At 55.3% G+C, this 12,304-nt stretch carries 13 protein-coding genes; 3 read left to right on the forward strand and 10 right to left on the reverse strand.

Going from position 1 to position 12,304, the window contains the following annotated elements:
* Positions 1 to 68: 68 nt before the first annotated feature.
* Positions 69 to 992 carry a LysR family transcriptional regulator gene (locus ACFWUB_RS04070; protein WP_036243998.1) on the reverse strand — a complete coding sequence of 308 codons (924 nt, stop codon included), beginning with the start codon at positions 990 to 992 and terminating at the stop codon, positions 69 to 71.
* A 137-nt stretch (positions 993 to 1,129) separates the two neighbouring features.
* Here ACFWUB_RS04070 and ACFWUB_RS04075 point away from each other — a divergent pair, with 137 nt between their 5' ends.
* Together ACFWUB_RS04075 and ACFWUB_RS04080 are read left to right on the forward strand one after the other, a co-directional pair.
* Positions 1,130 to 2,029: a universal stress protein gene (locus ACFWUB_RS04075; RefSeq protein ID WP_416184269.1), complete on the forward strand. Its 900-nt coding sequence runs from the start codon at positions 1,130 to 1,132 to the stop codon at positions 2,027 to 2,029.
* A gap of 27 nt (positions 2,030 to 2,056) precedes the next feature.
* On the forward strand, positions 2,057 to 3,463 hold the full coding sequence (locus tag ACFWUB_RS04080) for a radical SAM protein (RefSeq protein ID WP_416184270.1): 1,407 nt from the start codon (positions 2,057 to 2,059) through the stop codon (positions 3,461 to 3,463).
* A 77-nt stretch (positions 3,464 to 3,540) separates the two neighbouring features.
* Here ACFWUB_RS04080 and ACFWUB_RS04085 read toward each other — a convergent pair whose 3' ends face one another.
* The 9 genes from ACFWUB_RS04085 to ACFWUB_RS04125 all read right to left on the reverse strand — a co-directional run bounded on the left by ACFWUB_RS04085 (position 3,541) and on the right by ACFWUB_RS04125 (position 11,622).
* Positions 3,541 to 4,239 (reverse strand): TVP38/TMEM64 family protein, encoded by a 699-nt coding sequence (locus tag ACFWUB_RS04085; RefSeq protein WP_020723883.1) that lies wholly within the window; start codon positions 4,237 to 4,239, stop codon positions 3,541 to 3,543.
* Positions 4,240 to 4,284: 45 nt separating this feature from the next.
* Positions 4,285 to 5,349 (reverse strand): anthranilate phosphoribosyltransferase, encoded by a 1,065-nt coding sequence (gene trpD / locus ACFWUB_RS04090; protein ID WP_020311484.1) that lies wholly within the window; start codon positions 5,347 to 5,349, stop codon positions 4,285 to 4,287.
* 85 nt (positions 5,350 to 5,434) lie between these two features.
* Entirely contained in the window at positions 5,435 to 6,217 is a 783-nt protein-coding gene (gene truA, locus ACFWUB_RS04095) for a tRNA pseudouridine(38-40) synthase TruA (RefSeq protein WP_292260927.1), read from the reverse strand.
* Positions 6,217 to 7,014 (reverse strand): energy-coupling factor transporter transmembrane component T family protein, encoded by a 798-nt coding sequence (locus ACFWUB_RS04100; RefSeq protein WP_020311486.1) that lies wholly within the window; start codon positions 7,012 to 7,014, stop codon positions 6,217 to 6,219. The genes truA and ACFWUB_RS04100 overlap by 1 nt, the downstream gene beginning before the upstream one ends.
* Entirely contained in the window at positions 7,004 to 7,876 is an 873-nt protein-coding gene (locus ACFWUB_RS04105; RefSeq protein WP_292260915.1) for an energy-coupling factor transporter ATPase, read from the reverse strand. Before ACFWUB_RS04105 ends, ACFWUB_RS04100 begins: the two co-directional genes overlap by 11 nt.
* Complete coding sequence (locus tag ACFWUB_RS04110) at positions 7,861 to 8,700, reverse strand: energy-coupling factor transporter ATPase (protein ID WP_416184271.1); 840 nt, start codon at positions 8,698 to 8,700, stop codon at positions 7,861 to 7,863. The genes ACFWUB_RS04105 and ACFWUB_RS04110 overlap by 16 nt, the downstream gene beginning before the upstream one ends.
* A 24-nt stretch (positions 8,701 to 8,724) precedes the next feature.
* Complete coding sequence (gene feoB / locus ACFWUB_RS04115) at positions 8,725 to 10,830, reverse strand: ferrous iron transport protein B (RefSeq protein WP_292260921.1); 2,106 nt, start codon at positions 10,828 to 10,830, stop codon at positions 8,725 to 8,727.
* The gene (locus ACFWUB_RS04120) at positions 10,823 to 11,053 is read right to left on the reverse strand and encodes a FeoA family protein (protein WP_020311489.1); all 231 of its coding nucleotides are present in this window, start codon (positions 11,051 to 11,053) and stop codon (positions 10,823 to 10,825) included. Before ACFWUB_RS04120 ends, feoB begins: the two co-directional genes overlap by 8 nt.
* Before the next feature lie 11 nt (positions 11,054 to 11,064).
* Entirely contained in the window at positions 11,065 to 11,622 is a 558-nt protein-coding gene (locus tag ACFWUB_RS04125; RefSeq protein ID WP_020311490.1) for a DUF805 domain-containing protein, read from the reverse strand.
* Positions 11,623 to 11,738: 116 nt separating this feature from the next.
* Between ACFWUB_RS04125 and ACFWUB_RS04130 the strand changes: the two genes are divergently transcribed.
* Complete coding sequence (locus ACFWUB_RS04130) at positions 11,739 to 12,200, forward strand: hypothetical protein (RefSeq protein WP_292107698.1); 462 nt, start codon at positions 11,739 to 11,741, stop codon at positions 12,198 to 12,200.
* Positions 12,201 to 12,304 lie beyond the last annotated feature (104 nt).

Genomic DNA, 12,304 nt, shown 5'->3' on the forward strand with positions numbered 1-12,304 from the left:
TTTTTAGTGGTTAGTGGTTAGTAGCTAGTGGTTAGGGGATGGCAGAAGCCGCTACGCGACAGCGCTTTTCAACCAGCGACGTCACAGATGACGCGGATGACGGCTTTATCGGCCTTGGACAAGTAACGTCCCCGTTTATAGGCCAGGACGATATCCCAGTCGTCCAGATAGGCCCGCAGGGAAAAATACTTCGGTTCCACAGCTGGGATATTGGCCAGAGCCAGGCCACCCGGTACGATAGCCGCGCCGACGCCGATGCCGGCCAGGGTCTGGGCCGTGGCCATGTCCGTCGTTTCCAGGGCCACTGTCGGCGATATATCCAGGGCTTCGACAAGGGCAAAAAAGGAATGGCGCAGTTCCTGGCCTTCTTTCATGACCAGGAAGGGATGGCCGTCGAGGCTGTGATAATCAAAGACAGGATAGCGGGAGTGGAGGCCCTCGTCATGCAGCGGTTCCCGCCCCAGGCCCCAGTCCGGCGAGACAGCCAAGAGCAATTCTTCCCGGAAAAGTTCGATATAATCCAAGTCCCTATGCCCTGTAGGCTTAACGACGATAGAAAAATCCGTCTTTCCCTGGATGGCGAAATCTTCCAATTCCCGCGTCGTCCCTTCTTCCAGGCAGATATCGATGTGCGGATAGCGTTCGTTGATGATGGGAATAGCCCGCGCCAGGATGGTCGAACTGCGATAATTGGAACTGCCGATGCGCACGGTGCCGCCAACGGTCTGCCCCAAATCCTGGATACGCTGTTCCCGGACCTTGCACAAGTCCTGGATCTGCCCTTCGATGTCCAGATAGATACGCCCGGCTTCGGTCAAGGTCACAGGCTGATGGGAACGGTCAAAGAGTTCCGCACCGACATGGCGCTCGATGCGGCGGATGAACTGGCTCAACGACGGCTGGGTGATGTATAATTTTTCGGCTGCCGCTATGAAACTCCCTGTCTCAGCAATTTTACGGATATATTCATATTCACGTCTTTCCAACTCCATAAAAGCTCCTTTATGTAACAAAAAATATTCGTATACCTAATTATAACACAAGAGCTATAGTTCGTATACGGCAAAACCACTTTGACGCCAGCCTCCTTCAAGGCTATCCTAAAGGTACCCTTGAAGGAGGTATTTTTATGAAATCATATCAGCATATCCTCGTCCCTATCGACGGATCCGATCATTCTAAACAAGCCTTGCAGCACGCCATCGACATCGCCAGGATCACTGGCGGTGCCATTACCCTGCTGAGCGTCGCCAATATGGCCGATATCATCAACCAGTTCGGGCAAATGGAAAATACGAGTGAACTGACTATGGATGAAATGACGGCTTCGGCCCAGGCCAACAGCACAGGACTGTTAAAAAAATTTGCCGCCATGATACCCGCTTCCCTGTCAGTCCAGTCTATTTTTGAACTCAGCGCCCCGGAAGCGGCCATCCTGGCAGAACAGAAATCCCAATCGGCAGACCTCATCTGCATGGGCCGCGGCGGCGGCCAGGCCCTCAAGAATTTTCTTCTCGGCAGCGTCAGCACTTACGTCATCACCCACGCACCCTGCCCGGTCCTCTTGGCCCGCGATGAAAAGAAAGGCCCATACCGGCATATCCTGGTGCCCGTAGACGGGTCTGAATCGTCTTTACAGGCCCTGAAACAAGCCGAAGTCCTGGCCAAAGGAGATGGCGCTTCCCTGACCGTCCTCTACGTCGCCAGCGTCAGCGACAGCCTGCGCGATACGGCCATCCCCAATACGCTGGAACCGCATAAATTACAGGAATTAGCCGCTCACATGCGGACCAAGGGTCATAACGTCTTCCTGCGCTGCCAGGAAGAATTGTCATCTCAAGTCCCCTTGCAATGCCTGTATAAAATCGGCTCGCCCGGTCCGATCATCTTACAGACCGCAGCCGATACGGAAACGGACCTCATCGTCATGGGCAGCCGCGGCCTGAGCCGTATCCAAAGCGTCCTCCTGGGCAGCGTCGGCCGCTATGTATCCTCCCATTCAGGCCTTCCCGTCCTCATCATCCGCTAATCATTACTTCATTAAACTCCTCAGGAGATGATTCCCTTGAATAAACTCATGTATAAAGCCCAAAAAGAATCGGTCGCCCTCCTGGTCAACCGCATCATGGCCGAAAAAAATCCAGAAACCCGTAAGAAGACTTTGAAACGACTGACCACGATTATGGAAACCTTCTTCGGTGACTTATTTGAAGAAGAATCTTTTGCCAATGCCCGCAAGCTCATTGACGAAGGCGGCAAGTGGTTCCAATTCCTCAACCGAGCCCTGGATACACTCAACCCCAACGTAGTCCGTACAGCCGTCATGGACCTGGGCTTTGAATCGGGCTTCTACGGTCTGCGTACGCGGGACGAAGCCAAAGCCAAATATCACTGCAATATTCCCTGGGCCATCCTCTTCGACCCGACCAGCGCCTGCAACCTGCACTGCATCGGCTGCTGGGCTGCCGAATATGGTCACACCCTGAACCTGTCCTACGATGTCATGGATAAAATCGTAAGCCAAGGCAAAGAAGTAGGCTGCCATTTCTACCTCCTCACTGGCGGCGAACCGCTGGTCCGCAAAGCGGACATCCTGAAACTTTGTCGGAAACATCCGGACTGCGAATTCCACGCCTTTACCAATGGGACCCTCATCGACGATGCATTCTGCCAGGAAGTCGTCAAGGTCGGCAACCTCAACTTCTCCCTCAGCGTCGAAGGCTTCCGCGAAGTCAACGACAGCCGCCGCGGTGAAGGCGTCTTCGACAAGGTCATGCACGCCATGGACCTACTGCGCCAGTACGGTATCGTCTTCGGTACTTCCATCTGCTATACCCGTAAGAACATCCAGACCGTCACATCCGATACCTTCCTCGACCTCCTCATCAGCAAGGGAGCCTGGTTTACCTGGTACTTCCACTATATGCCCGTCGGCAACGATGCCTCTGTCGATTTACTGCCCACACCGGAACAGCGTGCTTATATGGTACGGCGTATCCGTGAAATCCGCAGCGTAAAGGGCGGCAAACCCATTTTTGCTATCGACTTCCAGAACGATGGCCAGTTCATTGATGGCTGTGTCGCTGGCGGCCGCAACTACTGCCATATCAATCCTAACGGCGACGTCGAACCGTGCGTCTTTATCCACTACTCTAGTGCCAACATCAACGACCAGGACCTCATCACCTGTCTCCAGCAGCCCTTATTTAAGGAATACGCAAAAGGGCAGCCGTTCAACCACAATCATCTCCGCCCCTGCCCGATGTTGGAAAATCCCCAATCCCTCGTCGATATGGTCAAACGGACGGGAGCCAAATCGACGGACATGCAGTCACCAGAATCGGTTGAACACCTCTGTGCTAAATGCAAAGCCTATGCCAAGCACTGGCAGCCGACAGCCGATAAGTTATGGACTGATATCGTCCAGGACGATAAAAAATCGTCAGAACAGGAAATCTCGTAAAAAAGTAAAAAATTAAACCTATCCGCTAACAACTAACAACCTGAAAGGAGCTGTCGCGATGCGACAGCTCCTTTTTTTTACTTCACCCTATGATATCGGTTTTTTTTTATGTGACGCTTGCGCCACCAGATGATGCCATAAATGAAAGAAACGACGGCTACCAATATGAGCAGGCGGCCCCAGTGTTCCTGGATGCGCAGGAGGTCATGGCCCAGCCAAACTTCGACCAGGACGGCCGGCATCTTGCCGAAGAAGTTGGCAATGAAGTGGTCGCGGTAAGAAATATGGCTCAAGGCACTGAACGCCGTGACGACGACATTCGGTGCATACGGGATGGCCCGGCCCATCATGACTGTCTTGATACAGCTGTAAGAATCGAGTTTTTCCAGCATCTTGCTCTTGGAAATGACCTTCTGGGCCTGCTTGCGGAGCAGCGTCCGAGTCAGTCGGAAGCTGATTTCAATGCCGATGACTTCGCCGATCCAGGAAATGATGATGCCCGGAATGAGGCCGAAGATGATGCCGTTGACGGTCAGGAAGGGAATGGACGGCAGGCCGATGGCATTGACAAAGGCAATCATGAACACGCTGATGCCGATGGCATAGAAGCCAAAAGAGGCAATGTAATCGGCTAACCCATCCAGATCACCACTGACGGTCAGATGCCACATGATCGAATAAAAATCAGGTGCCATGAGCTGAATCGATAAAAACATCAAGACGACTAAGATGCCCCCGCCGATATGAAGGAGCCAGCCTAAATATTTATCATTCATAGAAATGCGGTCCTCACGTAATAATGAATTTTTTCGTACCCTTTATTATACCATATCTTCCGGGTCCCTGTCTGCTATGAGCTTCACTTTTTCCGCCTGTCCCAGGCGCTGGCTCAGGATGAGGAAGTCATCGAGTTTCTGCCGGGCCAGGCCGCTGTCGATGAGGCGGGCTGCCTTGCGGACGCCGGCATAGAGGTTGAGGACACTGCCGCCGACGTAGAGACCGGCGCCGGCATTGAGGAGGACGGCTGTCCGGGCCCCGCCCTTGCGGCCGTCGAGGACGGCGCGGGTAATGGCAGCATTGTGCTTGGGCAGGCCGCCGCGCAGTTCGTCCCGCGAAGCCCTGGGCAGGTTGAAATCTTCCGGCCTGATTTCATACGTCGAAAACGATTCTGGCGTAAATTCGCAAATCGTCGTCGCTGCCGATGCCGAGATTTCATCGCTGCCGTCCTGACCATAGACGACCATGCCGTGGCGGACGCCGAGGGCAGCCAGGACATGGGCCATGGGTTCGACCAGGTGCGGCGCATTGACGCCGAGGATCTCATAGACTGCATGAGCCGGATTGGTCAAGGGCCGCAGGACATCGAAGACCGTATAGATACCCAACTGTTCGCGGACGGCATCGATACGTTTCATCATATAATAGTAGTAACGCGTATAGAAATAACAGAGGCCGATCTGCCCCAGCATATCCAGGCAGCTTTCGGGGCTGAGGAAGATATTGGCCCCTAAGGCTTCCAGAACGTCGGCAGAACCACTGCGCGACGTCTTGGCCCGGTTGCCGTGCTTGGCGACGCGGACGCCACCGGCGGCGATGACGAAAGACGCCGTCGTCGAGATGTTGAAGGTCTTGGTCCGGCCGCCGCCAGTCCCGACGATGTCGAAGACGTCCATCGTACAGGGAACATGCATACTGTATTTCCGCATGGTCCGGGCAAAGGCCGTGATTTCCCGCTCTGAAGCGCCTTTCGTCGTCAAGGCTGCCAAAAAAGCAGCCAACTGGACGTCTGAAATCGTCCCTTCCATGATCTGCTCCATGACGATAGCGCTTTCCCGTTCGCTAAGGTCTTTTCCTTTAGTAATGGTTTTCAGTAAGCTGGTCAGCATGTTCCTCACCTCCGCCTGAAAAAAACGGAACTATACTATTCTCTTTTATTATAGCATATTATGCCCATCAGCGCTGTAAAAAGGCTCATTCTCCTTCTAATTCGGCAATGCGCCCTTTCAGCTCTCCTTCATCATAAAAGACGGTCTCCAGGCACAGGCCCTGGGCCGGTGCCGTCGCCCCGAGCTGAGTCCGGTCGCCGCTGGCGAGGATTTCCCGGAAGCGCTCCGGTGTCAGGCGGTGCAGGCCCAGGTCGACGAGGCCGCCGGCAATGTTCCGCACCATATGGTAGAGGAAGCCGTCGCCGACGACGTCGATGTCGAGGACATGGCCCCGCTCATGGAGGGTAATGGAATACATCGTCTTCACAGGATTCATGGGCGTCGTATTCTGGCCTTCAAAAGCAGAAAAATCATGCGTCCCCAAGAGGATGGCCGCCCCTTCCCGCATGGCCTGCCGGTCCAGGGGCTTGCGGATGAACCAGGCATAGCGCAGGAGAAAGGGGTCATGCATGCGGTTGTTGTCGATGGAATAGCGGTAATGCTTGCCCACATTATCGTGGCGGACGCTGAAGCGGTCGGGCATTTCCCGGGCCGACAGGACGGCAATTTCCGGCGGCAGATAGCCTTTCATGGCATAGGGAATCTTTTCCGTCGGAATCGATCCCTGACCATAGAAATTGACGACCTGGCCGCGGGCGTGGACACCGGCATCCGTGCGGGCGGCGCCATAAATCGTAATGGGCGTCTGGAAAATAGCCGACAAGCCCTGTTCGATGCAGCCCTGGATCGACTCGGCGTTGGTCTGGCGCTGGAAGCCGTGGAAATCCGTACCGTCATAGGCGACGACGAGGCAGATATTCTTCTTCATCATAACCACCGCATAGCGGCCAGGACGGCCGTGACGATCAGGACAGCCGCCATGGCGATGCCGTCCCGATAGGTATAGGACAATTCATTCATCCGCGTCCGCCCTTCACCGCCGCGGTAGCAGCGGGCTTCCATGGCCGTCGCCAGGTCATCGGCCCGGCGGAAGGCGCTGACGAAGAGCGGTACCAGCAGGGGGATCATGTTCTTGCCGCGCTGCAAGAGGCTGCCGCTGGTAAAATTGGCACCCCGCGCCGTCTGGGCCTTCATGATGCGGTCCGTTTCTTCCAAAAGGGTCGGGATGAAGCGCAGGGCAATGGTCATCATCATGGCCAGTTCGTGAGCCGGCACACCGATGCGCTTAAAGGGATTGAGCAGGTGTTCGATGCCGTCGGTCAGGACGATAGGCGACGTCGTATACGTCAACAGCGACGAAAAGACGATGAGGAAGACCAGGCGGGCCGTCATGAGGGCCCCTTGATACAGGCCTTCTTTGGTGATGTGGAAAATGCCGTACTGCCAGAGGACATCGCCTGGCGTCGTGAAGATATGGACGCCCATGGTGAAAATGATGATGACCCACAAGGGCTTCAGCGACTTGACGATGAACTTCGCCGGCAGGCGGGAAATGGCGAAATTCAAGGCCACGAAGGCCGTGACGATGGCATAGGATGCCAGGGAATGGGCAAAAAAGATGGCGACGATGAAGATCATCGTAGCGACGATTTTGATGCGCGGATCGAGTTTATGCAAAAAAGACGTGCCAGGAAAATACTGGCCCAAAGTAATATCAGTGAGCATGGCCCTTGCCTCCTTTCAGGCAGTCAAAAATAGCCTGTGCCCCTTCTTCGACCGTCCGTACCCGGTCGTCGACGGCAAAGCCCCGGCCCTGGAGATATTGGAGGACACCCGTTACAGGCGGCACGGACACGCCGGCATCGTGCAGGGCCTGCTGCTGAGTCGCAAAGATGTCCAGCGGTTCGCCGTCGAGGACGATATGGCCGTGGGACAAGACCAGGAGGCGGCTGGCCAGGCGGGAAATATCGTCCATATTGTGCGATACCAAGATGACGGTAATGCCCTTTTCCTGGTGCCAGCGCTGGATTTCCGAAAAGATTTCCCGCCGGCCGATAGGATCCAGGCCGGCTGACGGTTCGTCCAGGATGAGATACGACGGATGGATGGCGATGACGCCGGCAATGGCGACGCGGCGCATCTGGCCGCCACTCAGGCGGAACGGCGAACGGTCGGCATAGGTCTTATAATCGAGGCCGACGAAGTCCATGGCTTCTTTGACCCGTTCCGTGATTTCTTCTTCGCTCAGACCGAAATTGCGCGGCCCGAAGGCGATGTCTTTGGCAATAGTTTCTTCAAAGAGCTGATACTCCGGATACTGGAAGACCATACCGACTTTATGGCGCACGGCCATGGCTTCTTTCGTCTTCTTGCCGATATCCGTCCCGTCGACGGTCACCGTTCCGGAAGTCGGCTTGATGAGGCCGTTGAGGATCTGGACCAGCGTCGACTTGCCCGATCCGGTATGACCGATGATGCCGACGAATTCCCCTTCATGGATTTCGACATCTGTATCGTAGAGGGCCGTCTTTTCAAAAGGCGTCCCGATGCCGTAGGTATAGGTCACGTTGCTTAACTTAATTGACATAATGCATCTCCTAATTCTTCCTCGGTAATGATGGAGTCCGGCAGGTCGAGGCCTTTCTGGCGCAGCCGTTCGGCCAGTTCCGCCGCTACCGGTACGTCGAGGCCCATGGCCTTCAGCTCTTTGACGTGCGTAAAGACGTCACGCGGCGCCCCGTCCATCTTCAGTTCGGCCTGGTCGACGACGACGACCCGGTCGGCCTGGACGGCTTCTTCCATGAAATGGGTGATGATGATGATGGTAATGCCTTCGTCATGGAGCTGGTGGAGCGTATCCATGACTTCCTTGCGGCCGACAGGGTCGAGCATGGCCGTCGGTTCGTCGAGGACGATGCAGTCGCACTGCATGGCCAGGATACCGGCAATGGCGACGCGCTGTTTCTGGCCGCCGCTCAGGAGGTGCGGTCCGTGCTTGGCATAAATGGTCATGTTGACGCGGCGCAGGGCCTCGCTGACGCGGGTCTTGATCTCGTCCGACGGGACGCCGAGGTTTTCCGGGCCAAAGGCCACGTCTTCTTCGACGACGGCGGCGACGATCTGGTTATCCGGATTCTGGAAGACCATGCCGACGTGCTGGCGTATCTTCCAGATATTGTCGGGGTCATCGGTCCGCATGCCGCAGACTTCACACGTGCCGGACGTCGGCGTCAGGAGGACGTTGAAATGCTTGGCCAGCGTCGACTTGCCCGAACCGTTGGTCCCGATGATGGCGACGAACTCGCCCTTGCCGATTTCCAGGGAAATATCCTTCAAAGCATAGACCACCTTGCCGTCTTCGTCTTCATAGGTATGGCTGAGATGATCCGTTTTTATCATAGGTTCTGTCATACTGCACTCCTTAGTTATTAGTGATTAAAAAATCCGACTTCCGATCTGATAGACGACGAAGGTCAGGACCCAGGCAACGGCAATCTGGAAACAGACGGAGAAAGCCGTCCACTTCCAGCTGTGCGATTCGGCGTGGATCGTGGCTATCGTGGCGGCACAGGGAATATAGAGCAGCGAGAAGAGCATCATGCAGTAGGCATTGAGCTGAGTAAAGCCGCCTTGGCTCATCATAGAGGCCAAAGCCGCCAGGGCTGCCGGAGAATTGATGTTGACGCCATCGAAGAGGACGGCGAAACTGGATACGACGACTTCCTTGGCCGAAATGCCAGCGATGAGGGCCAGACAGATCTGCCAGTACCCCAGGCCGATGGGCGCAAAGAAAGGCACGATGGCCTTGCCGATGATGGCCCCGAAACTGTCGGCCATATCGCCATAGCCGGCAGGGCCGAAGTTGAGGATGAACCACATGAGGATGGAAGCAGCAAAGATGACTGTACCGGCACGGCTCAGGTAATCCTTGATTTTTTCCCAGACATAGACGTAGACCGTATGGGCACTGGGCCGCTTATATTCCGGCAGCTCGATGAGCAGGTCGTTTTCCTTTTTCTCATGACTGAAGAGATTCATCGCCTTCAGGGCTGCCAGGGCGACGACGATGCCGATGAGGTACATGGAATAGGCGACAATCATGGCATTGTGCGGGAAGAACATGCCCGAAAAGAGGATGTAAATGGGCAGGCGGGCACTGCAGGACATGAAAGGCGTAACCAGCATCGTCCGATAGCGGTCGCGTTTATCCTCCAGAGCACGCGACGCCATGATGGCCGGCACACTGCAGCCAAAGCCGAGGATCATGGGGATGAAGGCCCGGCCCGACAAACCCAAACGGTTCATGATATCGTTCATGACATAGGCCACGCGGGACATGTAACCGCTGTCTTCCAGGATGGCCAGGGCAAAGAAGAGGATACAGATGTTGGGCAAAAAGGTCAGGATGCCGCCGACTCCGGCGATGATGCCGTCACAGACCAGGGAAATGAGCATATCGTCAGCCCCCAGCGAAGTCAGGCCGCCTTCAGCTAGGGCCGATAAAGTATCAATGGAGCCCTGGAAGGAATCCTGGACCATATCGCCGATGAAGAAGGTCAGAAAAAAGACGATGGCCATGATGGCCAGGAAGATGGGGATGCCCAGCCATTTATCGGTCAAGTAGCGGTCGACGGAATCCGTTGCCGCTGCTTTCGACGCCTGGTTGACGACGACTTCATGGATGATTTCTTCGATGAAGGCATATTTTTCGGTGATGATATCCGTTTCATAACTGCGGTCCAGGACGTGATGGACGTCGTCGACGGGATACTTGGCCGTAATTTCCGGGTCCCTTTCGAGGAGCTTCAGCGCATGCCAGCGGTGATTGTACAAATCGGGATATTTGTCATGCAGGAGCTGGCGCACGGCGTCGATGCGGTCTTCCATGGCGTCGCTGTAGACCATGGCGAATTCACTGTGATGATTATGCTGATGATGGGTATGGTCTGAATGGTTGTGGATGAGCCGATCCGGATGGACGTGGTCCTTGTGGTGCACGGCCGCATGGAGCAGGACGCTCAGGCCACGGCGCTTCAGGGCCGATACGGGGATGACCGGCACGCCGAGCATTTCCGGCAGGCGGTGCAAGTCGATTTCCATACCCCGTTTTTCGACGATGTCCATCATATTCAAGGCGACGACGACGGGTTTCCCCAGTTCCAGGAGCTGCAAGGTCAGGTAGAGATTGCGTTCCAGCGCCGACGCGTCGATGACATCGACGATGACGTCGACATCGTCACTGAGGATGAAATTCCGCGAAACCTGTTCTTCCATGGTGTACGACGTCAAGCTGTACGTCCCGGGCAGGTCGACGAGATGAATGTGATAGCCGTGGGCATTGATGGCGCCTTCAACTTTTTCGACGGTAACGCCGGGCCAGTTGGCGACCTTGAGGTTGGCCCCCGTATAGGCGTTGAACAGCGTCGTCTTGCCGCAGTTCGGATTGCCGATGAAAGCGACGGTCATTTCCTTTTTTTCAGCCTTGACCGGTGCCTTCTGGACCTGCGGCTGGCCAGCCTTTATTTTTACTTCGCTAGTCATGGTCTTTCCCCCTTATGCCGATATGCGACGAAATGCCCTTGCCCAAGGCCAGGCGGGTGCTGCGCATCTTGATGATGACCGTCCCTTCGTTCTTATTATTGAGCACGGAGATTTCCGTCCCTTCAATCATGCCCAGGGCCTGGAGGCGCTTTTCCGTCTGGTCCGGCAAATCCAATGTTTCGATGATATAGTCGTGTCCGATTTTTCCTTCTGCTAAGGTCATGTTGCCGCCCCCTATCGTGCCCGTTCCGGACCGTAAGCGTTATCGCCGGACGTCCCCTTGACCGTGAACAAGCCTAAATATGACACAGCCATGATCGACTGGGCTGCCGTCGCCGCCGTATCCTGTCCCAGGACGGGCAGGACATAGCTGGCCAGGTAACAAATGAAGGGAACGGCAAACATGAGGCCGGGCTTATTGATGTCGTGACAGCGCCGGACGCCCAGGGAAATCTGGGACCAAATAGCCGGAATGGACAGCAGGACGAAGATGATACCGAAGATGATGGCATATTCCATATGATTGATTAAAATAGATTCGACGATCTTGCTGTAGAGGATGATGGAAAACATGAACTGGGCGAACATCAAGATCAGCGTCCGGAAAATAAAAGGCCGGCGCTGGATGCGGCCGGTAAAGCGGAAATACTTGGCCTTCAGATCGGCAAAGTCGCGGAAACTGACCAGGCTGTTTTCACTGCCCGGACCGACAGGCATGGCAAAGCCGCGATGGATACGTGCCGATTGGCGGGACCGCTTCTTCAATTTAATTTTTTGATTGCGTTGAGACACAACGATTACCTCCTATAAAATACTCTTAGTATTATCCTACTATATTCATGGCCTCGATTCAATTCATTTCCGGCAAAATATGCTATAATAGAAAAAATTACTTCAAGGAGGTCCTTATGGAATCTACTGTCTTTACGAATCTGCGCGGCTCTGAAGGAGCCCTGACCTTTAATTTTTTCTGTGAATCCCTGATCACGTCGCTCCACACCTTGACGCACGTCATGGAAGACGCCGGCCTTGCCGTTCCGGACAACGTCGGCGACATTGCCGATGCCTTGGGAGAAATGGGCAGCCACCTCATGGAAGACTACCAGCGCGGCGAGCTCGACTTAGGCCGCTTCAAAGATGAAATCCTCGACTTCTACGACCTCAACTTCGCCGTCAACGACGCCCTGGCCTTGGCCATCATGAGCCATGACGACCTGCAGTATTACTACTACGTCTATATGCAGGGCCTGTACATCTTCTTCCCCAACATGATGGAAGCCTTCAACGCCGACATCGACGACGCCAAGATCATCCCCTTCCTGGACGAACTGGCCAACGAATTCCGCCAGCTCGCCGGCAGCGGATCGTGATGGCGTCTGTGGCCTAGTGGCTCGTGGTTGCGGCCCGTTGTGGGAATCCCGCCATCGGCATCCGTAGGGGCGACCACGTGGGGCGCCCGCCATGGGGATCCCGC

The sequence above is a fragment of the Megasphaera sp. genome (genome assembly GCF_047831605.1).
Lineage (GTDB): Bacteria > Bacillota > Negativicutes > Veillonellales > Megasphaeraceae > Megasphaera > Megasphaera intestinihominis.